Source organism: Pseudomonas paracarnis, from assembly GCF_904063055.1.
Lineage (GTDB): Bacteria > Pseudomonadota > Gammaproteobacteria > Pseudomonadales > Pseudomonadaceae > Aquipseudomonas > Aquipseudomonas paracarnis.
In genome coordinates, this window is the sequence record NZ_CAJFCN010000001.1 from 506,686 (window position 1) to 530,258 (window position 23,573).

The 23,573-nt window shown below is 61.4% G+C and carries 21 protein-coding genes; 7 read left to right on the plus strand and 14 right to left on the minus strand.

Going from position 1 to position 23,573, the window contains the following annotated elements; genetic code table 11:
• Positions 1 to 123: 123 nt before the first annotated feature.
• The 12 genes from JMV15_RS02270 to JMV15_RS02325 form a co-directional block, all read right to left on the minus strand.
• Positions 124 to 888: an ABC transporter ATP-binding protein gene (locus JMV15_RS02270; RefSeq protein ID WP_014717251.1), complete on the minus strand. Its 765-nt coding sequence runs from the start codon at positions 886 to 888 to the stop codon at positions 124 to 126.
• 13 nt (positions 889 to 901) lie between these two features.
• On the minus strand, positions 902 to 2,020 hold the full coding sequence (locus tag JMV15_RS02275) for a succinylglutamate desuccinylase/aspartoacylase family protein (RefSeq protein ID WP_072434311.1): 1,119 nt from the start codon (positions 2,018 to 2,020) through the stop codon (positions 902 to 904).
• 9 nt (positions 2,021 to 2,029) lie between these two features.
• Positions 2,030 to 2,740 carry an ABC transporter permease gene (locus JMV15_RS02280; protein WP_003189226.1) on the minus strand — a complete coding sequence of 237 codons (711 nt, stop codon included), beginning with the start codon at positions 2,738 to 2,740 and terminating at the stop codon, positions 2,030 to 2,032.
• Positions 2,737 to 3,465, minus strand: coding sequence for an ABC transporter permease (locus tag JMV15_RS02285; protein ID WP_014717254.1), 729 nt, complete (start codon positions 3,463 to 3,465; stop codon positions 2,737 to 2,739). Before JMV15_RS02285 ends, JMV15_RS02280 begins: the two co-directional genes overlap by 4 nt.
• Positions 3,466 to 3,522: 57 nt before the next feature.
• Positions 3,523 to 4,302 carry a transporter substrate-binding domain-containing protein gene (locus JMV15_RS02290; RefSeq protein WP_014717255.1) on the minus strand — a complete coding sequence of 260 codons (780 nt, stop codon included), beginning with the start codon at positions 4,300 to 4,302 and terminating at the stop codon, positions 3,523 to 3,525.
• A 224-nt stretch (positions 4,303 to 4,526) separates the two neighbouring features.
• Positions 4,527 to 6,161 carry an ATP-dependent DNA ligase gene (locus tag JMV15_RS02295; protein WP_032903242.1) on the minus strand — a complete coding sequence of 545 codons (1,635 nt, stop codon included), beginning with the start codon at positions 6,159 to 6,161 and terminating at the stop codon, positions 4,527 to 4,529.
• Positions 6,158 to 7,162: a ligase-associated DNA damage response exonuclease gene (locus JMV15_RS02300; RefSeq protein WP_014717257.1), complete on the minus strand. Its 1,005-nt coding sequence runs from the start codon at positions 7,160 to 7,162 to the stop codon at positions 6,158 to 6,160. The genes JMV15_RS02295 and JMV15_RS02300 overlap by 4 nt, the downstream gene beginning before the upstream one ends.
• A gap of 586 nt (positions 7,163 to 7,748) precedes the next feature.
• Positions 7,749 to 10,190 carry a penicillin acylase family protein gene (locus tag JMV15_RS02305; RefSeq protein ID WP_201491250.1) on the minus strand — a complete coding sequence of 814 codons (2,442 nt, stop codon included), beginning with the start codon at positions 10,188 to 10,190 and terminating at the stop codon, positions 7,749 to 7,751.
• 275 nt (positions 10,191 to 10,465) lie between these two features.
• Positions 10,466 to 10,666, minus strand: coding sequence for an SEC-C metal-binding domain-containing protein (locus JMV15_RS02310; RefSeq protein ID WP_003189235.1), 201 nt, complete (start codon positions 10,664 to 10,666; stop codon positions 10,466 to 10,468).
• A complete protein-coding gene (locus JMV15_RS02315) occupies positions 10,663 to 11,145 on the minus strand; it encodes an LEA type 2 family protein (RefSeq protein WP_014717259.1) in 483 nt (160 codons plus the stop codon). Before JMV15_RS02315 ends, JMV15_RS02310 begins: the two co-directional genes overlap by 4 nt.
• A gap of 21 nt (positions 11,146 to 11,166) precedes the next feature.
• Positions 11,167 to 11,637 carry a YchJ family protein gene (locus tag JMV15_RS02320; protein WP_003189238.1) on the minus strand — a complete coding sequence of 157 codons (471 nt, stop codon included), beginning with the start codon at positions 11,635 to 11,637 and terminating at the stop codon, positions 11,167 to 11,169.
• 3 nt (positions 11,638 to 11,640) lie between these two features.
• Positions 11,641 to 12,138 (minus strand): DUF6231 family protein, encoded by a 498-nt coding sequence (locus tag JMV15_RS02325; RefSeq protein ID WP_014717260.1) that lies wholly within the window; start codon positions 12,136 to 12,138, stop codon positions 11,641 to 11,643.
• 179 nt (positions 12,139 to 12,317) lie between these two features.
• Between JMV15_RS02325 and JMV15_RS02330 the strand changes: the two genes are divergently transcribed.
• The gene (locus JMV15_RS02330) at positions 12,318 to 13,076 is read left to right on the plus strand and encodes a collagen-like protein (RefSeq protein ID WP_019817848.1); all 759 of its coding nucleotides are present in this window, start codon (positions 12,318 to 12,320) and stop codon (positions 13,074 to 13,076) included.
• 103 nt (positions 13,077 to 13,179) lie between these two features.
• Here the strand turns inward: JMV15_RS02330 and JMV15_RS02335 are convergent, their stop codons facing one another.
• Positions 13,180 to 13,644 carry a CopD family protein gene (locus JMV15_RS02335; RefSeq protein WP_014717262.1) on the minus strand — a complete coding sequence of 155 codons (465 nt, stop codon included), beginning with the start codon at positions 13,642 to 13,644 and terminating at the stop codon, positions 13,180 to 13,182.
• A 99-nt stretch (positions 13,645 to 13,743) separates the two neighbouring features.
• On the opposite strand from JMV15_RS02335, the gene dinG reads away from it, so the two are divergent.
• From dinG to JMV15_RS02365, 6 genes are all read left to right on the plus strand, one after another.
• A complete protein-coding gene (dinG, locus tag JMV15_RS02340; protein WP_130175126.1) occupies positions 13,744 to 15,888 on the plus strand; it encodes an ATP-dependent DNA helicase DinG in 2,145 nt (714 codons plus the stop codon).
• A gap of 88 nt (positions 15,889 to 15,976) precedes the next feature.
• Positions 15,977 to 18,274 carry a beta-galactosidase gene (locus JMV15_RS02345; protein WP_038449331.1) on the plus strand — a complete coding sequence of 766 codons (2,298 nt, stop codon included), beginning with the start codon at positions 15,977 to 15,979 and terminating at the stop codon, positions 18,272 to 18,274.
• An 82-nt stretch (positions 18,275 to 18,356) separates the two neighbouring features.
• Positions 18,357 to 19,502 (plus strand): EstA family serine hydrolase, encoded by a 1,146-nt coding sequence (locus JMV15_RS02350; RefSeq protein ID WP_014717265.1) that lies wholly within the window; start codon positions 18,357 to 18,359, stop codon positions 19,500 to 19,502.
• A gap of 144 nt (positions 19,503 to 19,646) precedes the next feature.
• On the plus strand, positions 19,647 to 20,798 hold the full coding sequence (locus JMV15_RS02355) for an OmpA family protein (protein ID WP_081339057.1): 1,152 nt from the start codon (positions 19,647 to 19,649) through the stop codon (positions 20,796 to 20,798).
• Between the two features lie 27 nt (positions 20,799 to 20,825).
• Complete coding sequence (gene pdxH / locus JMV15_RS02360) at positions 20,826 to 21,473, plus strand: pyridoxamine 5'-phosphate oxidase (RefSeq protein WP_038449335.1); 648 nt, start codon at positions 20,826 to 20,828, stop codon at positions 21,471 to 21,473.
• Between the two features lie 265 nt (positions 21,474 to 21,738).
• Positions 21,739 to 22,203 (plus strand): outer membrane lipoprotein, encoded by a 465-nt coding sequence (locus JMV15_RS02365; RefSeq protein ID WP_003189251.1) that lies wholly within the window; start codon positions 21,739 to 21,741, stop codon positions 22,201 to 22,203.
• 101 nt (positions 22,204 to 22,304) lie between these two features.
• On the opposite strand, the gene nhaA is transcribed toward JMV15_RS02365, so the two are convergent.
• Positions 22,305 to 23,489, minus strand: coding sequence for a Na+/H+ antiporter NhaA (gene nhaA, locus JMV15_RS02370; protein ID WP_019817842.1), 1,185 nt, complete (start codon positions 23,487 to 23,489; stop codon positions 22,305 to 22,307).
• Positions 23,490 to 23,573: the final 84 nt, after the last annotated feature.

Consider the following 23,573-nt stretch of genomic DNA (forward strand, 5'->3'; position numbering starts at 1 on the left):
ACCCTTCAAGCAGTGCTGACGTTCCAACTGTAGGCGCGGGCTTGCCCGCGAACAAAGCCCAGGCGCCGCGTTTAATCTGGAGGCCCGCGTTATCGTTGACGATTTTGGCGAGCAAGCTCGCGCCTACTTCAAATTGCCACTCAGAAACTGCTGCAGGCGTTCGCTTTTCGGATTGCCCAGCACATCCTCCGGCAAGCCCTGCTCCTCCACCAGACCCTGGTGCAGGAACAGCACCTGGCTTGAAACCTTGCGCGCAAAGCTCATCTCGTGGGTCACCATGATCATGGTGCGGCCTTCCTCGGCCAGGCCCTGGATCACCTTTAACACTTCGCCCACCAACTCCGGGTCCAGCGCCGACGTGGGTTCATCGAACAGCATCACCTCCGGCTCCATGGCCAGGGCGCGGGCGATGGCGACACGCTGCTGCTGGCCGCCGGAGAGGAATGCCGGGTATTGATCAGCCACCCGCGCCGGCAGCCCGACTTTGTCCAGGTAGCGGCGGGCACGGTCTTCGGCGTCCTTCTTGCTGCAACCCAGCACGCGGCGGGGGGCCATGGTGATGTTTTCCAGCACGCTCATGTGGCTCCACAAGTTGAAGTGCTGGAACACCATCGCCAGCCGTGTGCGCAAGCGTTGCAGCTCGGCGTCGTCAGCCACCCTCATGCCCTGGCGATCGCTGACCATGCGGATCGCTTGGCCGTCCAGGGTCATGGCGCCATCGTTGGGGGTTTCCAAAAAGTTGATACAGCGCAGGAAGGTACTCTTGCCTGAGCCACTGGCGCCGATCAGGCTGATCACATCACCGGTCTTGGCCTTGAGCGACACACCTTTGAGCACTTGATTGTCGCCATAGCTTTTGTGCAGGCCTTCAACGGTCAGTTTGTACATGGGGCATGCATCCTCAAGGCGAAAGTAGATAACCGCTGCGGTAGGCCTGTGTGCCGGCGACATGGCAGATCACCATGCCGGCCGTGGCCATGCGGCGTAGCGAACGGGCGTAAAGCAGCCCGGCGTGCTGGCAGTGCACAGGCGTTACGCGGTCTGTAATGGGGTCGATGATGTCGGCGACCCATTGCCCGGCCTCCAGGTATTGGCCTGGCAGGGCGTTGAATACCAGCAAGCCACCCACCGCCGTGGTCACCGGCTCCACCGCCGCCAACGGCGTAGCCGGGTAGGCCAGGGCAGGCAAGGGGGCTGCATTGTCGCGAATGGCGCCGAAGTGGATCAAATAATCAATGATGGCCTGGCAGTCCAGCGCGGCGAGGCCGTGGTTGACATCGCCCTGGCCACGCAGCTCGACGGTCACCGACAAGCTGCCCATGGGGATCGGGTAGCGTTCGCCGAAGCGTTGCTGCAACTGCCACCACACCAGGGTGAAACACTCATCAAAAGACTGCCCGCCGGAATCGGTGGCCAACAGGTTGGCCTGCGAACCCAGGTAGCGCGCCAACGGCTCTACCTGTGGCCAGGCTTCGGGCGTGGTGTACAGGTGCGTCACGGCTTCGAAGTCGCAATGCAGGTCCAGCACCACGTCGGCATCACAGGCCAGGCGTTGCAGCACCAGGCGTTGGGAGTGCAACTGGGTCTGGGCGGTGTGCGCGGCCAGGGCGTGGGACAGTGCGCTGCGGATCAATTGGGCATTGCGCTGGGGATCATCGCCCAGCAGGTCTTCGACCTGGTTACCGACGTCTTCGCTGAGATCGACGAACAGGCGATTGAAGTTCTGCCCGCTTTCCAGTTCGTAGCGGCCCAAGGGGATATCCATCAATACCTGTTCCAGGCCCACCGGGTTGGCGACGGGCACCAGCACGATTTCGCTACGCAAGCGCCCGGCCGTTTCAAGTTCTGCCAGGCGCGCCTTCAGATGCCAGGCCACCAGCATGCCCGGCAATTCATCGGCATGCAGGGAGGACTGGATGTACACCTTGCCTTCGGGCTGCTGCGGGCCGAAGTGAAAACTGTGGATCTGCCGCGCCGTGCCGGGCACCGGCGCGATCAAGTCATGTAGCTGATGGTGCATGCAAACTCCTTAGTGGCTCGGCCCGAGAAAGGCCAGCCAACGGCGTTCCGCCAGGCGAAACAGGCCGACCAGGGCAAAGGTCACCGTCAGATAGATCAGTGCGGCAATGCCAAATGACTGGAAGGTCATGAAGGTGGCGGAGTTGGCATCCCGGGCCACTTTGAGGATATCCGGGATCGTCGCGGTAAAGGCCACGGTGGTCGAGTGCAGCATCAGGATCACCTCGTTGCTGTAGTAGGGCAACGAGCGTCGCAACGCAGAAGGCATGATCACGTAGGCGTACAGCTTCCAGCCGCTTAGGCCATAAGCCTTGGCCGCCTCGACTTCGCCGTGGGCCATGCTGCGGATCGCCCCGGCGAAAATCTCGGTGGTGTAGGCGCAGGTGTTGAGGGCGAAGGCGAGGAGGGTGCAGTTCATCGCATCGCGAAAGAACGCATCCAGCACCGGTTGTGCTCGTACGGCGGCAAGGCTGTAGATGCCGGTGTAGCAGATCAGCAGTTGGATATAGAGCGGCGTGCCACGAAACAGGTAGGTGTAGAACTGCACGGGCCAACGCACCAGGCGCTTGCGCGAAACGCGGGCGATGGACAGCGGGATCGACACCAGAAAGCCGATGACCAGTGAGGCGCTGAGCAGCCACAAGGTCATGGCCAGACCGGTGATGTGCTGGCCGTCGCTATAAAGAAAGGGGCGCCAGTATTCCTGCAATAGCTCGATCATCGCACGGCCTCCCGGGCGCCTGCGGAGTAGCGACGTTCAAGTCGGCGCAAGACAAAGTTGGACGCGCTGGTGATCAACAGGTAGATCAGCGCCGCCAGCACCAGGAAATAAAACAATTGATAGGTGCTCTTGCCAGCGTCCTGGGCGGCTTTTACCAAGTCTGCCAGGCCGATGATCGACACCAGTGCGGTGGCCTTGAGCATCACCATCCAGTTATTGCCGATGCCCGGCAGCGCAAAGCGCATCATCTGCGGGAAGGTCACATAGCGAAACCGCTGCCCGCGCTTGAGCCCGTAAGCGGTGGCGGCTTCGAGTTGGCCACGGGGCACGGCGAGGATCGCACCGCGAAAGGTTTCGGTGAAATACGCACCGTAGATAAAGCCCAGGGTGATCACCCCGGCGCTGAACGGGTCGATCTCGATGTATTCCCATTCCATAAAGTCGGTAAAGCCACTGAGCCAGGTTTGCAGGCTGTAGAAAATCAACAGCATCAGCACCAGGTCCGGTACCCCGCGAATCAGGGTGGTGTAGAGCTGGGCGGGGATACGCACAATGGCCAGGCTGGACAATTTGGCGCTGGCGCCGAGCAGGCCCAGCACTACGCTGACGGCCAGGGACAGCACCGACAACTTGATGGTCATCCAGGTGCCTTGCAGCAACAGCGGGCCGAAACCCTTCAGGCTGAATGCGCTCAGCCCGAGGGTTTGCAACAGATCTTCGAACATAAATCAGGACCTATGGCGATAAAAAAGCGCCCCACCCGAAGCAGGGCGCCCCAGGCATTATTTGCCGCTGTACAGGTTCAGATCGCCAAAGTGTTTCTTCTGGATAGTGGCGTAGGTGCCATCATCGTGTAACGCTTTGATACCTTTATCCAAAAGCGCCTTGAGTTCAGTGTTACCTTTTTTGATACCGATGGCGGTTTTCGACGGCAGCAGCGGGTCGTCGATAGCGGCGCTCACTTCATAGCCAGCACCGGCGGGCGACTTGAGAAAGCCCAGTTCGGCTTGCAGCATGTCCTGCACGGAAGCGTCGAGGCGCCCGGAGGTCAGGTCGGCGTACACCTGGTCCTGGTTGGCGTAAGCCTTGGTGGTCACCCCGGCTTTATCCAGTACGGCCTTGGCGTAGGCTTCCTGGATGGTGCCTTGCTCATAACCCACGGATTTGCCCTTGAGAGATTCTGGCGTCGAATAGCCAGCGCCTTTCTTGAACACCAGCGAAGTCGGGCCGGAGAACAGCTCGGAGGAGAAGTCGATGGCCTTCTCGCGCACTGGAGTCACGGTCATCGACGAAATCACGCCATCGAATTTATTGGCTTTCAGGCCCGGGATCATGCCGTCGAAGTCACTTTCGACCCACTTGCACTTGACCTTCAGCTCTGCGCAGATCGCATTGCCCAGGTCGATATCGAAGCCCACCAGGCTGCCGTCGGCGGCCTTGGATTCGAACGGTGCGTAGGAAGGGTCGACACCAAAACGCAATTCCTTGTATTCCTTGGCTGTAGCAACACCAGCAGCCATGCACAGAGCCAGTGCAGAAAGGGTCAGCAATGCTTTTTTCATTAGGTAATCCCTGGAAACCAAGATAAGCGCTTGTGGCGCGATTAGGACTGTTACTGAACGGTGTCAGACCCACCACAAGTAGCAATTTCTGCACCATAGTTCCGGATGGGCTTTTTAAACGGTGGGGTAAGGCAGTTCCAAGTGTAGGCGGTGCCCAAAAATGGGCATGGAATTTCCAGTGCACCATTCTGGATCTTTCATTTATCAAGAAGGTGGGAGGTGGATCAGGCCAACAGGTCTTGTAGCGTGGCCAGGTTGTCCGCTTCCTCCACCGCCTTGTCCTGGCGCCAGCGCAGCATCCGCGGAAACCGCACCGCAATTCCGCTCTTGTGCCGCTTGGACAGAGCAATCCCTTCAAAACCCAGCTCAAACACCATGCTCGGCGTCACGCTGCTGACCGGGCCGAACTTCTCCACTGTGGTTTTGCGCACAATGGCGTCGACCTTGCGCATTTCCTCGTCGGTCAGCCCGGAATACGCCTTGGCGAACGGCACCAGAGTGCGCTCGCTGCCTGGCGGGCCGTCCCATACCGCAAAGGTGTAGTCGCTGTAGAGGCTGGCGCGCCGGCCATGGCCGCGCTGGGCGTAGATCAACACGGCGTCGACGCTGAAGGGGTCGACCTTCCACTTCCACCACAGGCCCATGTCCTTGGTGCGGCCCACGCCGTAGAGGCCGTTGCGATCCTTGAGCATCATGCCTTCCACGCCCAGGCTGCGAGAGGCTTCGCGCTGTTCGGCCAAGGCTGCCCAGGTCTTGCCTTCCAGCAAGGGCGAGGGCAATAACACCGGTTGGTTGCACGCAGCGATGACCTGTTCCAATTGGGTACGGCGTTCGGCTTGGGTGTGGTTGCGCCAGTCGTCGCCCTGATACTCCAGCAGGTCGTACGCGAGCACCGCCACTGGCGCATCCTCAAGGACTTTTTTACTCAAGGTTTTACGGCCAATGCGCTGTTGCAGCAGCGCGAAGGGTTGCACCGAGTCTTTCCACACCACGATTTCGCCATCAATCACCGTACCATCGGGCAGGCCACTGACCAGGCTGTGGAGTTCAGGGAAACGTTCAGTCAGCAACTCTTCCCCGCGAGACCAGACCCACAGGCGGCCCTCGCGCTTGACCAGTTGTGCGCGAATGCCATCAAACTTCCATTCCACCTGCCAATCGGCGGGTGAACCGAGCAGGGTGTCGAATTGCTCCACCGGTTGCGCCAGCCCGTGAGCCAGAAAAAACGGATAGGGTTGCCCGCCACGTTGCGCGTGCTCGTCGGATGATTCGGCGGCAATCAGCTTGAGGTAGCCTTCGGCTGTGGGACGGTTCGACAAATCGGTGTAGCCCACCAACCGCTGCGCCACGCGCTTGCTGTCGAGGTCGGCCATGGCAGCGAGGGCGCGGGTCACCAGCAGTTTGGATACGCCCACCCGAAAGCTGCCGGTGATCAACTTGATGCACACCATCAGGCTCGGTTGGTCCAGTTGCGCCCACAGCGCCGGCAGCCGGTCTGCAAGGTCCAAGGGTGGCAGACCGCGCAGGGGCAGCAGTTTTTCTTCCAGCCACACGGCCAGGCCGTCTTCGGATGTGTAGGTGGATTCTGGCAGGAGCAGTGAGATCGTCTCGGCCAGGTCACCTACGGACTGGTAGCTCTCTTCGAACAGCCAGGGTTCGATGCCGGCCGCTTCGGTGGCCATGTCCCGTAGCAGGCGCGTCGGCACCAGTTGCCGCGGCCTCCCGCCGCTGAGAAAGTACACCGCCCAGGCCGCATCGGCTGGCGGCGCCTGCAGGAAGTAGGCTTGCAGAGCCGCAAGCTTGGCATTGCTGGAAGTGGTGGCGTCGAGGTTGGCGTACAGCTCGGCGAAGGCTTTCATGCAGTAGCCTCTTCTTCGTCATCGCCGTATTCGGTGCTGAAGCCTTGGGCATCCAAGCCCTTTTCCCGCAGGTGACGCACCAACACACCGACCGAACCATGGGTGACCATTACCCGTTGTGCGCCGGTTTGTTCGATGGCCCACAACAAGCCGGGCCAATCGGCGTGGTCCGAGAGCACGAAGCCACGGTCCACACCGCGTCGCCGTCTGGTACCACGCAAGCGCATCCAGCCGCTGGCGAAGGCGTCGCTGTAGTCGCCAAAGCGGCGCATCCAGGTACTGCCTCCGGCGGAGGGCGGGGCGATGATCAGGGCTTGGCGCAGCAGTGGGTCGGTCTTTTTGAAGTCGCCGGCATACAGGGTCTCGGGGATGTAGATGCCCGCTTCGCGGTACACCCGGTTCAACGGCTCGACCGCGCCGTGGCTGAGGATCGGGCCGATGCTGGCGTCCAGCCCATGGAGAATGCGTTGGGCCTTGCCGAAGGAATAACAGAACAACACGCTGGCTTTGCCGCTGGCGATATTGGCCTTCCACCAGTCATTGATCCCGGCAAAAATCTGCGCCTGAGGCTGCCAGCGGTAAATCGGCAGCCCGAATGTGGATTCGGTGATAAAGGTGTGGCAACGCACCGGTTCGAAGGGTGCGCAGGTGCCATCGGGCTCGACCTTATAGTCGCCGGACGCCACCCAGACCTCGCCCTGGTATTCCAGGCGCACCTGGGCCGAGCCCAGAACATGCCCGGCTGGATGAAAACTCAAGGTCACGCCGTGATGCACCAACCGTTCGCCGTAGGCCAGGGTTTGCAGGTTGATGTCCTGGCCCAGGCGCCAGCGCAGGATACCTTCGCCGGGGGCGGCGGCCAGGTAGTGTTGATTGCCGGTGCGGGCGTGGTCGCCGTGGGCGTGGGTGATGACTGCACGTTCTACTGGGCGCCAGGGGTCGATGTAAAAATCACCGGCAGGGCAGTAGAGGCCTTCGGGGCGGGCGATGACAAGGTCCATGGGGGTGCCGGGGCGGTGGGCTTGTTAGTTATGAGGCGGGGCTGGGTGCAGAAGTTCTATCTGAATGCAGGTAGTGCAAAGGTGGGAGTTGGCTTGCCTGCGATGACGGTCTGAAAGCCGACACCTATCTACCTGACACCCCGGCGATCCTACTGTGGGAGCTGGCTTGCCTGCGATGGCGGCCTGACAGCCGAAGCTGTTATCCGTGTACTTATCCATTTCTGCGGTAACGGCCACTTAGGGTTCCGCTTTTACAGCGGGTCACTTTTGGAAAAGAGCCCCAAAAGTAACCAAAAGGGCTCTTGCCCCACCACTCGGCACCTCGCTTGGGCTCGGTGTGCCCGTAATCCGCCAGTGATTTGGGGGGCCGCCGCCACGCGCCATCCATGGCGCGGGGCGGCTAAACCGGCATCCCTGCCGGTTTACCCCCAAAATCCCTGTCGAATTCCGGCCAGCGTGGTTTGACGGGGCGCTTAAGATCAAAATCAAAAGCAGATCAAGAGCGACTCGCTTCGCATCGTGGTTACCGTCGGCTGCTATCGCAGCAAGCCACACAGCGTTATCCGGTTTCGTCAAGGAAGCCCGGTTACTTACCGGGCGTCAGGGTCAACCTTGTCTTGCCATACACCTTTTCAAAGTTCTGCGGCTGCATCGGAAAGCTCAGGTATTGCGCCTTCAACGACGGGTCGATGCCGCTGACATAGTTCGGGCTGGCCGGGTTGCCGGATTGGCCGATGCCGCCCTGGCCCATCATCGGTTCCGCCTGGCCGAAGTCGATGATCATGCGCAGCGCCGACACCTGGGTCGCGTTGAAGTCCTGGCCCCAGCTATAGGGCGCCGGGTTCAAGGTGTTGTGGTCGCCACCGCTGGCAAAGGGGCCGCGGAGGACCTGGTCGCTGGTGTTTTTCCATGTGGTGCTGTGCAGTTTGCCCCACTGCCAGGCCTTGTGGTCGGCGCCCAATTGGCTGTCGCCGGTAGCGATGGCGGCGGCCAGGGTACGGGCCAGGATCGCGGGTTTGTCTTCTTTTTGCGGTGTACGCGTGTCATCCCAGAACGGGCTGTCTTCACGGCCCAGCAGATGGTCGGCGATGGCCGAGTAGGACAGGCTGGCGTTGCTGACGAAGGCTTTCCAACTGGCGCTGTTTTCCGGGCCGAGTTTGTCGAGGAAGATTTGCCGGGCGCTTTCTTGCAGAAACAGTTCATAGATCGCCGCGTCAGCCGAGGTGGTTGCCAGCCGACCATCGAAGGCCATCAGGCGCTCCAGTGCTTCGCGGGCCTTGGCACGCTCCGCTGCCGGCAGGGCCTCGATGGCCTGCTTGAGGGGCTGGGCCATGCCGGGTGCCTGGAACATGCCCTTGAGCTTGGCGGCGAAGAGGGTGGTCTGGTCGTATTGCATGGCAATCAGGCTGCGGCTGTCATGCTTGCCGGCGTTCGCCAGTTGCGCCAGGCGTTCGCTGCGCTCCGGTGCATCCCAGGCGTTGGACAGTTGCATACCGTAGCCACGCGGCGCGGTGCGCTGGTTGGCGGTGCCGATCCAGCCTTGGGCCGGGTCCTGGTCGTACGGGTGCAGCATCGCGTCGGCGTAGCCGTCCCAGTCAAAGCGCGTGTCCCAGCCCGGCGATGGCAGCAGGCCTTCGCCTTCGCGGCGGTTGGGGAAGCGGCCGGTAACCTGCCAGCCGATGTTGCTGGCGTCGGCGAAGATCATGTTCAGGGCGATGGCGCGAATCTCGCGGGTAGCATCCGAGGCCTTGCCGGCGTTTTGTGCGCGGGACAGGTCGAAGAACGCATCCAGGCTCTTGTCGTCCTTGAAGTCGGCGGTTTGCAAAGCCAGGCCTAGACCGCTGGTGAGCGCCTGGCTGCTGTTGAGCAGGGCGCCGTGGCGGGTTTCGTACACCACTTCGCGAATCGAGCGCTGGCCCTTGATGAAGAAGGTTTCGTTGCGCACGCCGGCCGGCAGCCATTTGCCGTTGTTCTCGTAGTAAAGCGCGTTGCCCTGGCGTTTGACCTTCTCGAGGAACAGGTCCTGGGTGTCGCCCTTGACCGCGCTCATGCTCCACGCGACCTTGCCGTTGAAACCCGACAGCAGGGTCGGCAGGCCGGCAATCGAAGCACCGACAGCCTGGTATTTGGGCGCACGAATCTGCACGTAGTTCCACGGCGACGGTGCTTGTGGCTGCGCGGCGATGTCGTTGGCCAACAGGCTCTTGCCGCTGCGGCTGCGTTGCGGGCCAATGGCCCAGTTGCTTGAGGTGGTGACGCCCAGGGCATTAAGGCTGCGCAATTGCTGGCCCACCGTCTCTAGCCCGGCGAGGCCGGTGATCTGGCTCAGGTTGACGCCTTTGAGCTTGTCGGCTTCGGCCAGCGGGACGGGTTCGTCCGGTGCGCTTGGGGTGAGCCAGGCGAGTTTGTCGACGCCGACCTTTTGCGCCAGCACCAGGGCCGAAAGCTCCTCCTGCAAGTTGCTCGACTGGCTGAAATTGAGCAGGCAGAACAGCAGCGCCGAATCTTCCGGCTTCCAGTACTCGGGCTTGTAGCCGCTCTGGGACAGGTCCGTCGGCAACTTGTCGCGATAACGGAACAGGTAGGCGTTGACGCCTCGGGCATACACTTCAAAGAAGCGTTTGAGGCGCGGCGACGAGGCGTTGTACAACTCGCCAGCGTTTTTCTTGAGGTTGACCGCCCGCATGAAACGGTCGACGTCCAGCACTTGCGGCCCCGACATTTCCGCCAGACGGCCCTGGGCCAGCAGGCGCAGCGTGACCATCTGGGTGATGCGGTCGCTGGCGTGCACGTAACCGAGGCTGAACAGTGCGTCGTGGAAGGTGTTGCTTTCGATCAGCGGCATGCCTTGGGCATTGCGGCGCACCGACACATTCTGTGCCAGGCCCTTGATTGGCTGCACGCCAGCAACGGGCGGCAGGGTGTCCTGGGTGTTCTGGAGCTGGCAACCGGCCAGGCCCAAGGCACTGACCACTGCCGCGGCAACGCCGAACCGGGGAAGAAAATGTAAGAGGGCTGGCGAGGCCATGGCAAAGCTCCTGCGGGGGGTAGCGTCAGTAAAGGCGCTACGTTAGTGAGCGCGGCGAAACGACGCAAGCGGGAGTTTTGGGTTAAGCATTAGAACTTGAGTCAGGCGCAGACCTGTGTGGGAGCGGGCTTGCTCGTGAAAGCAGTGTATCAGTCAGTGTCTGTATCAACTGACGGAACGCGTTCGCGAGCAAGCCCGCTGCCACATTTGATCGCCTGCAACCTTGGATCAAGGCTGGGGCGGGGGGCCGCCGGCATTTTGATCTTCAGTACGGTTTAAGCGCCGTGGCACTTCTTGAATTTTTTCTCGCTGCCGCACGGGCAAGGATCGTTGCGACCGACGTCCTTCAACGCATTGCGCACCGGCTCTTGATGAGCGTGGCCGCAGTTCGGGCCGTGGACATGGCCGTGGTCGTGATCATGGTGGTCGTGATCGTGGTTGCAGTCAGGACCATGGACATGAGGTTGCTGTGTCATCGATGTTGCTCCGGAATAAAATCGCCGGGGATTATCTCGCCATTGTGTGCCACCTGCACGTCATTACCGATGAATAATCCGGTTTTCAGTTCGCCTTCCAGGCGATAAGGCACGGGCTCGTCGGGATTTTTCAACATCTGCACCACCTCGCGCACCTGCGGCCAGAGGTTGGTGCGCACCGAGACCTTGAAGAATTTATGACCGCGTGGCGGTACGGTCAGCCACTCGTTGGACTCGCCTTCGGTCAACACCAGGTTGCCCAGGCTGACCTTGTAGACCAGGCCGCGCACGGTCAGGTCGGCGTCGTCGCGGTTGTCCACGCGAAAGTACAGCTTGAATTTCTGTTCCAGCAGCTTGGCCCGTACCACTTCGACCTTGACCAGGGAAACGTGGGGTGGCGGCGCGTCGTCTTCGAACCAGGACGCGCAGCCGGTCAGGCCCAGGGTCAACGCCAGTATCAAGCTATACATCCGAAGCATGGCATTATCCCCGTCGAGTCATTAGAAGTAGCTGGAACAGCACTTCTTGAATTTCTGCCCACTGCCACACAAACAGGCATCGTTACGTCCGGCCTTCACTTCTACCGTAGGGTCGATGAAGTACCAGCGCCCTTCATTCTGTACGAAAGAAGACTGCTCGCGGTGACTATGTTCACCGGTAGCGTCATGCCAGCGCGCAGTAAAGGTGACAAAGGCGTGTTCCGGCTGGCCGCCGAACACCTCGGAGCTTTCAACCTCCAGCCCCAGCCAGGTGCTCTGGGCACTCCAGGCGGCAATGGCGTCGCGGTCCAGGCCGGCCTGTTGCGCAGGCAGCGTAGTGGCGACCAGGTAATCGACCAGGCCCAGCACATAGGCGCTGTAGCGCGAGCGCATCAACGCGCTGGCACAGGGGGCCGGGTGACCGGCGTGATAATGGCCGCAGCAGGCATCCAGCAGATTGCCGCTGCCACACGGGCAAATGGATGTACTCATCGGTTACCACCAATACTTTCCGAAGTTTTCCGGGTTGGCCCAGAAGCGGGCGTTGAGCCAGTCCGGCACCTGTTTATAGTCAAGCAGATCATAGGTAAACAGCGTGAGTACCTGATCATCGCGTTGGAAGCGTTCACCGGCTTGCAGGGCCAGGGAGAAAAAGTCGGTGTCCTTCCAGTCGCAGGCACTCAGGTCGACCAGCACCGCAATGCGGCTGGCGTTGAGGTTACGAATGCCACCGAGCAAGGTCAGGCCTTGGGGTTTGGGCAGGTGCTCCAGGCAGTCGACCACCAGCGCGAGGTCAAAACGCTGCACCGCGAGGTCTTCCGACAACGGCCCTGGCGCGGCATAGAACACCTCGGTGTCCGGGTGCGCAGCTTTGAAGGCATCCAGCGCCGGAAATTGGCTGGCGCCCACTAACAACAGGCGTTTTGGCCTGTGAAGGTCCAGCAGGGCCGCCAAGGCGTGTTGGGGCGTACGGGCAGAAATTCCAGCGGTCATTGCAGATCCTCGCATCAAGACCGTAGAGACTAGCGCGGCTAGGCGCGTGGGCCTAGAGCGCGACGGTCGATACCCACCGAGGCAGAACTGAAGTTTTTTGATCCTTCACTGGCAAATCGCCGGTAGAAGTCGTTACTGTGCGCTCAAAGAAAAATTTGAAAACACTCAGGAGCCCCATGATGCGTAAGGTTTTTCTGCTGGCCCTGTTGGTCAGCCCCGTTGCCCTGGCCCAGAGCGTCAGTGTCGAAACCAATTCCTTGATGCGCCTGCCCAGCAGCACCAGCGTGTTGCAGCTTGAACGCCTGGACGTAGCGGACTACGGCACCTTGCTGATTCCGGCCACTATCAGCCAGGTCACGGTGGATGAGCTGCACTTGGGGCGCGACGCACGCATCACCATTGTGCCCGGCAATACCGCCTTGCAAATGCAAGTGCGCGAGGCGCAGTTGGAGCACGGTAGCCAGATCACCTCACGGGGCGCCCCCGGCACCCACGAAAAACCCGCCAAAGCTGGGCGTGACCTGACCTTGCGCATTAACTCGCTGACTGCCCAAGCGCTGTCGGTGGATGCCCGTGGCGGCGCTGGCGCCCAAGGATATGCGGGCCTGGACGGTGCCAACGGCGTGGACCCGGGTTGCACCTGGGGCTCAGCCGGGCGCGGCTTTAATGGCGATAACGGCGGCGATGGCCGGCCAGGGGCGGCGGGCGCCCAGGTACGCCTGGAGTTGCCGCAGGCGTTCCCGGCTGAACAGATCAAGGTCTGGGTCGATGGCGGGCCGGGCGGCCTGGCTGGGGTGGCGGGTAAACCCGGCAAGGGCGGGCAATCCAAGGGCTGCCTGGTGTACCGCGCGGACGGCGGCGAAAAGGGCCGGCCAGGGTTGGAAGGGCAACCGGGGCCGGCTGGGCCTGCGGGGTCTGTGACTATCCAGCGGCTCTGAGTCGCCTGGCCTGACGCTATTGCGGGCAAGCCCGGCTCCCACATTTGGAATGCATTCCAGTGTGGGAGCCGGGCTTGCCCGCGATAGCGGTGTAAGGCTCGCCTCAGAACATCGGCCGAGCCGAAGCCACCGCCACCACCACCAACCCCACGATCAAATTAATCCCCACCAACCTGCGAATCTGCCCCAGCGCAGCCGCGCCCGCCGGCCAATTCTCAGCCGCCACCGCGGCCTTCAGCTCCGGGAACTTCAACGCCTGGATGCGGATAAACAACGCCGTCATCACCAGATACAACCCCATCATTACCTGCACATAACGCGGCGCGGTCTCAAAACCACTGAAACGCAGTTGCAGCAAACCAATGCCGCTGATCGGCAAAAGCACCACCGCCACCCATACCCATACAAAAAAACGTTGAAACACATTTGCCCATAGCTTGAGCCGGGCAGGGCCCTCAAGCGCCGCCATGGCGGCGGGGCGCAGGATCATCCAGGCGAAAAACATGCCGCCGACCCAGATCAATGCGGCCAGTACATGCAGGGTATAAGCGAGGCTAAACGCGGTCATTGTGGTACTCCGTTCTGCGCGGGATTAATTAGCGGGGTATGATAGCGGCCGATCCGAACCACTGAAAATTTATCCAGCGTTTTTTGCGCCCGACTATCCATGATCAGCACTGAACTCAAAACCACGATCCAGGGCGCCTATTCGCGTTTTCTCGAAGCCAAGAGCTTGAAACCGCGCTACGGCCAACGCCTGATGATCGCCGAAGTGGCAAAAGTCCTCGGGGATATCGACACCGACGACGAAGGCCGCCGCGAGGGTGAGCCTGCGGTAGTGGCCGTCGAGGCCGGTACCGGTACCGGCAAGACCGTGGCCTACAGCCTGGCTGCGATCCCTACGGCCAAGGCTGCTGGCAAGCGCCTGGTGATCGCCACCGCTACCGTCGCGCTGCAAGAGCAGATCGTCTACAAAGACTTGCCCGACCTGATGCGCAACAGCGGCTTGAGCTTTACCTTCGCCCTGGCCAAGGGCCGTGGCCGCTACATGTGCCTGTCCAAGCTCGACGTATTGCTGCAGGAAGGCCACGCCCAAACCGCCACCGCCTCCTTGTTCGAAGAAGAAGGCTTCAAGATCGAGGTGGATGAGGCCAGCCAGAAGCTGTTTACCAGCATGATCGAGAAGCTGGCCGGCAACAAATGGGACGGCGACCGCGACAGCTGGCCCACTGCCCTAGAAGACTCCGACTGGGCGCGCCTGACCACCGACCATAGCCAATGCACCAACCGCCATTGCCCCAACTTCGGCCAGTGCGCGTTCTACAAGGCGCGCGAAGGCATGGGCAAAGTGGACGTCATCGTCACCAACCACGACATGGTATTGGCTGACCTCGCCCTGGGCGGCGGTGCGGTACTGCCCGACCCCCGCGACACCCTCTACGTCTTCGACGAAGGCCACCACCTGCCAGACAAGGCCATTGGCCATTTCGCCCACTACACCCGTTTGCGTTCCACGGCCGACTGGCTGGAAACCACTGCCAAGAATCTCACCAAGTTGCTGGCCCAGCACCCGTTACCCGGCGACCTGGGCAAGTTGATCGAGCAAGTGCCGGAGCTGGCGCGCGAGATCAAGACCCAGCAGCAATTCATGTTCAGCGCCTGCGAGCAGGTGGCGGACTTCAAGCCCGGTGAAGACGTCGAAGGCCGAGAGCGCCCGCGCCACCGTTTTGTCGGCGGGATGATTCCCGAGCACATGCGCGAAATGGGCATCGAGCTGAAGAAAGGCTTTTCACGCCTGACCGACCTGTTCACCCGCCTGACGGATTTGCTCAAGGAAGGCATGGATGGCGAGGTCAATATCGGCATCGCCAGCAACCAGGCCGAAGAGTGGTATCCCTTGTTCGGCAGTTTGCTGTCTCGTTCCCAAGGCAATTGGGAGCTGTGGACCGCCTTTACCGTCGAAGACCCGGAAGACAACCCGCCCATGGCCCGCTGGCTGACGTTGTCGGAAAGCGGTGCGTTGTTCGATATCGAGGTCAACGCCAGCCCGATCCTCGCCGCTGAAATGCTGCGCCGCAACCTGTGGAACGTCGCCTACGGCTGCCTGGTAACCTCGGCCACGCTGACGGCCCTGGGCACCTTTGACCGCTTCCGCATGCGCGCCGGCCTGCCGAAAAAAGCCGTCACCGCCGTGGTGCCCAGCCCGTTTCATCACGCTGACGCCGGCGTGCTGCGGGTGCCAGACCTCAAGGCCGACCCACGGGACGCGGCGGCGCACACGACGGCGATCATTCGCGATTTGCCGTCTCTGGTGGAAGGCTCCCGCGGCACCCTGGTGCTGTTCTCGTCGCGCAAACAGATGCAGGACGTGTTCGACGGCCTCGACCGCGACTGGCGCAAGCAAGTGTTTATCCAGGGCAATCTGTCCAAGCAGGAAACCCTGAACAAGCACAAGGCGCGGGTCGACGGTGGGGATTCCAGCGTGTTGTTTGGCCTGGCCAGCTTTGCCGAAGGCGTGGACTTGCCCGGTGCCTACTGCGAACACGTGGTGATAGCCAAGATCCCATTCTCGGTGCCGGATGACCCGGTCGAGGCCGCACTGGCCGAATGGATCGAAGCCCGGGGCGGCAACCCGTTCATGGAAATTTCGGTGCCGGATGCTTCACTGAAGCTGGTGCAGGCCTGCGGGCGTCTGCTGCGTACCGAAGAAGACCGCGGCACCATCACCTTGCTCGACCGTCGCCTGGTTACCCAGCGCTATGGCAAGGCGATCCTCAATGCCTTGCCGCCGTTCAGGCGCGAAATTTCTTAAGCCACCGTGGGCGGATTCGCCCACTCTGTGGTCTATCTCATCACTATCATCAGGCCAGTCATCGGCCGTTTGGGAGAACCTTGTTCGTATGATCCGCACGCTGCCCGCTCTTTTTGCCCTGCTGTTCGCTGCGCCTTTGATGGCGGCGCCCGAGGGGCAACAAACGCTGTTCAACTTCGTCCGGCCTGCCGATGTGGTCAAGGTGGCGACCCAGGACGCCAGCCTGCCGCAATACAACGCCGAACAAACCCCCGAAGGCGAGGTGCTGCGCCGCATCACCTTCAACCCAGCGGCCGAGCCGAGCCTGGTGCTCAGCCCGCAGACGGGGACGTGGGATTGGTCGCAATCGAGCGCCATGAGCCTGCGTATCCAGAGCGCAATGAACTGGGCGCTGACCCTTTACGTCAAGGTGCAGAGCGCCGACGGCAAGACGCTCGTCAGCCGCATCGACCTGCCGGCCGGCCCGGCCCAGACGTTGCTCGTCCCGCTGCAAGCCAACGCTCCCCTGAGCCAGGGTATGAAGGCCGGCCCGCCGATGCCGATGACGGTGGATGGCCAACGGGTATTGCTGGCCGCCAGCGCCGGCGAAATCGACCGCAGCCAGGTGGTCTCGGTGACCCTGTCGATGCTCAAGCCCAATGCCGCCCAAAGTATCCTGCTGGAGCGCTTTGGCGTGCAGGACAGCGAGCCAGTATTGAAGGCTGCCTACACTGAACTAGTGGATGCCTATGGCCAATCCAACCGCGCGCGCTGGCCGGAGAAGGTCAGCAACGACGAGCAACTCAAGGCATCGGCCGCCAAGGAACAACAGCAGCTCAAGACCTGGCTGGCCGAGCGGGACAAGTCCTCCCTGGATCAATACGGTGGCTGGAAGAAGGGCCCGGCCTTCGACGCCAGCGGCTTTTTCCGCACCCAGAAGCGCGACGGCCGCTGGTACCTGGTGACGCCGGACGGGCATCCGTTCTACTCCCTGGGTGTGAACACCGTGGCGCCGGACAACAGCCAGACCTACGTGGCGGGGCGCGAGTGGATGTTCGCGGCGCTGCCCAAGGCCGGCGAACCCTTTGACAAGTACTACGGCAGCGACGACAGCCGCACCGGCAACGGCGCCGGCGAAGGTCGCGGCTTTGGCTCGGGGCGTTGGTACGATTTCTACGGCGCCAACCTGCAACGCACTTACGGCGGTGACGCGTTGGACCAGCCACGCTGGGTGACCCATACCCTCGATCGCCTGCAAGCCTGGGGCTTTAACACCGTCGGCAACTGGAGCGATCCGGACCTGGCCACTGCCGACCGCGTGCCGTACACCTTGCCGCTGTCGATTGTCGGTGACTATGCCAGCATCAGTACCGGCACCGACTGGTGGGGCGGTATGCCCGACCCGTTCGACCCGCGTTTTGCCATGGCCACCGAACGCGCCGTGGCCATCGCGGCCCGCGATCATCGTGACGACCCGTGGTTGATCGGTTTTTTTGCCGACAACGAATTGGCCTGGGCCGGCCCCGGCGAGGATGCAAAATCCCGTTACGCCCTGGCCTACGGCACCCTGCGCATGACCACCGACGTGCCGGCCAAGCGCGCCTTCCTCAAGCAACTGCGCGATAAATACCGCAATGAAGAGGGCCTTTCCAAAGCCTGGGGCATTCAACTGGCCGGTTGGGAGCTGATGGAAGATCCCGGCTTTGAGCCGCCGATGCCCAGCCCTGAACACCCGGAGATCGAAGCCGACTTCAAGTATTTCCAGAAGACCTTCGCCGATGCTTACTTCAAGACCATTTCCGACTCGTTGAAGTGGCACGCGCCCAACCAGCTGTTGCTGGGCGGCCGTTTTGCGGTGAGCACGCCGGAAGCGGTCGCTTCGTGCGCGCAGTATTGCGATGTGCTGAGCTTCAACATGTACACCTTGAAACCCCAGGACGGGTATGACTTCGCCGCCCTGCGTGCGCTGGACAAACCGGTACTGATCACCGAATTCAACTTTGGCTCTGCCGACCGTGGCCCGTTCTGGGGCGGCGTGACGCAACTGGCCCGCGAAGAAGACCGCGGCGCGGCGTACTCCACCTTCCTCAAACAGGCGGTGGCCGAGCCGTCGATTGTCGGGGTGCACTGGTTCCAGTACCTGGACCAGCCGGTCACCGGGCGTCTGCTGGATGGTGAAAACGGCCATTTCGGCCTGGTCGGCATCACCGATGTACCCTTCCAGGGCTTTGTCGAGACGGTGCGCAAGAGCAACCTGGCCGCGCTCGACCAGTTGGGCCGTGAGGCGCAAAAAGCCAAGGCCACCCAAGCGATGCGTGAAAGTGAAGCCGGCAAGCCGGGGCGCGACGGCAAAGGCGCGGGGCAGGGCGCTGGGCATGCCGGTGGACACGCTGGAAACGGTCATTGATTCATCGTTGACGGGTTCACAAAACCCACAATGGCTGAAAGAATGGCGACCAATTTTCATGGTGTTTTCCGAGGGGACTTAGGTGCAGATTCAGGGTCATTACGAGCTGCAGTTCGAAGCGGTGCGCGAAGCCTTCGCCGCCCTGTTCGATGATCCTCAGGAGCGTGGTGCCGGGCTGTGCATCCAGATTGGCGGGCAAACCGTCGTCGACCTGTGGGCCGGTACTGCCGACAAGGACGGTGCCGAAGCCTGGCACAGCGATACCATCGTCAACCTGTTCTCCTGCACCAAGACCTTCACGGCAGTGACTGCCCTGCAACTGGTGGCCGAAGGCAAGCTCAAGCTCGATGCGCCGGTAGCCGAGTACTGGCCGGAGTTTGCCGCTGCTGGCAAGGACGCGATCACGCTGCGCCAGTTGCTCTGCCACCAGGCCGGGCTGCCCGCCATCCGCGAAATGCTGCCCACCGAGGCCCTGTACGATTGGCAATTGATGGTCGATACCCTGGCGGCGGAGGCCCCGTGGTGGACACCGGGCCAAGGCCATGGCTATGAAGCGATCACCTATGGCTGGCTGGTTGGCGAACTGTTGCGCCGCGCCGATGGGCGCGGGCCGGGGGAGTCGATTGTGGCGCGGGTGGCACGCCCCTTGGGGCTGGACTTCCATGTGGGCCTGGCGGATGAAGAGTTTTATCGCGTCGCCCATATCGCGCGCAGCAAAGGCACTATCGGTGATGAAGCCGCGCAACGGTTACTTCAAGTAATGATGCGCGAGCCTGCGGCGATGACTACCCGCGCATTTGCCAACCCACCGTCTATTCTGACCAGCACTAATAAGCCCGAATGGCGGCGCATGCAGCAGCCTGCGGCGAATGGCCACGGTAATGCGCGCAGCCTGGCCGGGTTTTATAGTGGTTTGTTGGACGGTAGTTTGCTGGAAAGCGACATGCTCGAACAATTGACCCGCGAGCACAGTATCGGGCTGGATAAAACCTTATTGACCCAAACCCGTTTCGGCCTGGGCTGCATGTTGGATCAACCGCAGTTGCCCAATGCCACGTTCGGCCTTGGGCCACGTGCATTCGGGCATCCCGGGGCAGGGGGATCAGTCGGGTTTGCCGACCCTGAACATGATGTAGCCTTCGGTTTCGTGACTAATACCCTGGGGCCTTACGTACTTATGGACCCGCGGGCCCAGAAGTTGGTCGGAATATTGGCCGGTTGTCTATAAACCCCTTGCTGTTTCACAATTTTTTGTTACAAAGGCAAGTATAAAAAAGATGCTGAACGACATGTTGTAACTTGAATGTTCTTTTAGCGTCTGTTTAACGGGTCCCGCGACCCCCCTGGTTTTTTCTCATTTTGTGGATATCTCATGTTATCGAACAAGTCTTTGGCACTGGCGCTGTGCCTCACTATTACGGGTTGTGCACAAACTCCACAAAATGATGCCGAAGCTGGGCATTGGTGGTCATTTGGATCTGACAAAGCTGCAACCAAGGATCCAGTGGCCCAGACCGACGCCAAGCCGGATGCCAAACCCGACGCCAAGCCGGCCGCTGGTGCCAAGCCTGTTGAACCTGTCACCGCTGCTGCCGCTACCCCGGCCGCCAAAGCCGACACCGGTTACAGCTGGTGGCCGTTTTCCACCAAGACCGCCGAAGAAAAAGCCGCCGACGCCAAGGCTGACCTGAAAGCCGACCTCAAGGCGGCAACGCCGGCCTCTGACGCAGCGCCTGTCGTCGCCAAGACCGACAGCGAGCCGCGCTGGTGGTGGCCGTTCGAAAGCAAGCCAAAGCCTTTGGCCAAGGTCGATGTGACCAACGTACAAATGCCTGACCCGAAAGTCACCCAAGCCTGGCTGGACGAATACGAACCACGCCTGCGTGCGGCCATCAAGGACAGCAACCTGCAACTGGAGCGCCGTGACAACACCCTGGTAGTGATTGCTCCGGTAGACGGTTCCTACAACCCGAAGCGCCCGGCCATGTTACTGCCGGTGACCCTGGGCCCGTTCACGCGGGTGGCCAAGGCTGTTGAAGCTGACCCGAAGACCGCCGTACTGGTGCTGGGCCACGTTGATGCCACTGGCAGTGCTCCCGCCAGCCAGGCGTTGAGCAAGGAGCGTGCGCAGTCCATCGCCTCGATTTTCAGCCTGAGTGGTCTGAAACAGGATCGCTTGATGCTGCGTGGCATGGGCGACCTTATGCCGCGTGCCGCCAACGACAGCAATCAGGGGCGTGCGCTGAACCGTCGCATGGAAATCATGTTCACTCAGCGTACAACGATGTTGGCACTGCTGAGCAAGTACAACTCCGGCAAGACCCCGCCCGTAGCCGAAATGGTCGCGGTGCAGAATGTGCCTGCACCAGCACCGGCGGCAAAAGCGCCTGCCAAAAAGGCCACGACCAAGAAAGCGGCGGCCAAGCCAGCGGCTAAAAAGGCTGCGGCCAAGCCGGCTGCCAAGAAGCCGGCTACTGCAAAAGCCAAGGCGGCACCCGCTTCGAACGACCAGGCGAAAAACTGAGCTGTTGAACCACAAGGATAAAGCCGCATGACCCAGGCACTGGCCGATATGCGCCGTGACTACACACGGGACGGTTTGAGCGAGGCCCAGGCCCCGGACGAGCCGTTTGCGTTGTTCCACCAATGGTTTGCTGATGCGGTGAAAACTGAACAGCCGCCAGTGGAGGCCAATGCCATGACGCTGGCGACGGTGGATCAGGACGGTCGCCCGCACTGCCGCATCCTGCTGCTCAAGGGCCTGGATGCACAGGGCTTTACCTTCTTCACCAACTATCAGAGCGCCAAGGGTGAACAACTCGCGGCGCGGCCGTTTGCGGCCATGACCTTCTTCTGGCCAACCCTGGAGCGCCAGGTACGCATTGAAGGGCGCGTGGCCAAGGTCACGCCTGAAGAGTCGGATGCTTATTATCAGGTGCGCCCATTGGGCAGCCGCCTGGGCGCCTGGGCCTCTCCGCAGAGCAAAGTCATTCGTGATCGCGAAGAGCTGCAGGCGCTGCTCAAGGCCACTGAAGAGCGTTTCAGCGATACCCAGCCCGATTGCCCCGAGCATTGGGGAGGGTACCGTTTACTGCCTGAGCGAATCGAGTTCTGGCAAGGCCGGGCCAGCCGCCTGCATGATCGCCTCAACTACCGTTTGCAAGACGGCCAATGGTCCCGCGAGCGTCTGGCGCCCTGAGCGTCACCTTTCGTCATCCCACCTGAATCAACACCGTTGCGTCGAAGTCTCTGTTCAAGAGACTTCGGACGCTTTCGGCTGTGCGGCTACACTGATCGAGCCGGTTATGGCATCGTTCCGTACCCTGGCTTGGTTACCGTTCGTCGAGTTCTCTGGTGCTGGCAGTCTGTACTCAGGCTGAATGAAAGCAAGTTTCTGCCTGGTGCGCCGTGACACGCGCCAAGCCACAGCGTTTAATGAATACCTGTCCTTTGGAGTTGATGCTATGCGTAAGTCCGTTTTACTAGTTGCCTGCTTTACCACCCTGTCGTTGCTGCTGGGTGGCTGCGCCTCGAGTCTGACCGGCGACTCGTACTCTCGTGATGAGGCGCGTCGTGTACAGACCGTTCGCATGGGCACCATCGAATCCCTGCGTCCGGTGAAAATCGAAGGCACCAAAACCCCAATCGGCGGCGCCGCGGGCGCAGTCATCGGCGGCGTTGGCGGCAGCGCCATCGGTGGCGGCCGAGGCAGCATCGTTACTGCTGTGATCGGCGCAGTTGCGGGCGGCCTGCTGGGCTCGGCCACTGAAGAAGGCCTGACCCGTACCCAGGGCGTGGAAATCACCGTGCGCGAAGACGACGGCAGCATGCGTGCTTACGTACAAGCCGTGCAGGAAAATGAAATCTTCCGCATTGGCGACCGCGTACGCATCATGACCGTCGACGGTACCAGCCGCGTTACTCGCTAAGCCTTAAGCTTCAGGCGAAGAAAAACCCCCAACCGGGTGACCGGTTGGGGGTTTTGTTTGTAGGAGCGAGCAAGCTCGCTCCTACAACTGACTGACTTCAATCATGCAACGACGGCTTTCTTGCGACTTGCCATCGCCGTCACCGCATACCCGATAAAGGCCGCCAGGATCGACCCGGTCAGAATCCCCATGCGATCTTCACCGGCAAACTCACTGGCGCCTGGCACAAACGCCAGGGAGCCGACAAACAGGCTCATGGTGAAGCCGATCCCGCACAGAATCGCCACGCCCATTACCTGACCCCAGTTGGCGCCGCTGGGCAGTGAGGCGATGCCGGTTTTGATCGCCAGCCAGGTGAGGCCGAACACACCGACGGTCTTGCCGATCAAGAGACCGGCGGCGATGCCCATGGGCACGGAGTGGGTGAAGCTCTCCAGGCTGACACCTGTCAGAGAGACCCCGGCATTGGCAAACGCGAACAGCGGCAGGATGGCGTAGGCCACCCACGGGTGCAGGGCGTGTTCCAGGCTCAGCAGCGGTGAGGTTTCGGCATTTTTGGTGCGCAGTGGAATGCAGAACGCCAGGGTTACACCCGCCAAGGTCGCATGCACACCGCTCTTGAGCACGCACACCCACAGGATCAGGCCGATGATCATATACGGCCCCAGTTTGATCACGCCCAGGCGGTTCATCGCAATCAGCGCAATCAAGCACGCCCCCGCGCCCGCTAGGGATGCCGTGGACAAGTCAGCGGAATAGAACAAGGCAATGACGATGATGGCGCCAAGGTCATCAATGATCGCCAGGGTCATCAGGAACAGTTTCAGTGACACCGGTACGCGCTTGCCCAGCAGGGCCAGCACGCCCAGAGCGAAGGCAATGTCGGTGGCCATGGGGATCGCCCAGCCAGCGAGGGCGGCCGGGTTGTCCTTGTTCAGCGCCCAGTAGATCAGCGCCGGCACCACCATGCCGCCGATGGCCGCTGCGCCAGGCAACACCACTTGCGAAGGCTTGGACAGGTGACCATCGAGCAGCTCACGCTTGACCTCCAGGCCGATCAACAGGAAGAACAGGGCCATCAAGCCATCGTTGATCCAAAGCAGCGCCGGCTTGGCGATTTTCAACGCGCCAACCTGAGCCACCACCGGCGTGTCGAGAAAGGCGTTGTACAGGTGCGACAACGGTGAGTTGTTGATAATCAGCGCCAAAGCGGCAGCGGCGATCAACAACAGACCACTGGCGGCTTCCAGCTGGAAGAAACGGGTGAAAGTGCTACGCAGAGGCAAGGGATGCTCTCCAATCCAGGTTCAATAGGTGGGTACCCTAACCCGTACCGTTAGTTGTTAAAACAAAAGTTATATTCTTATTTG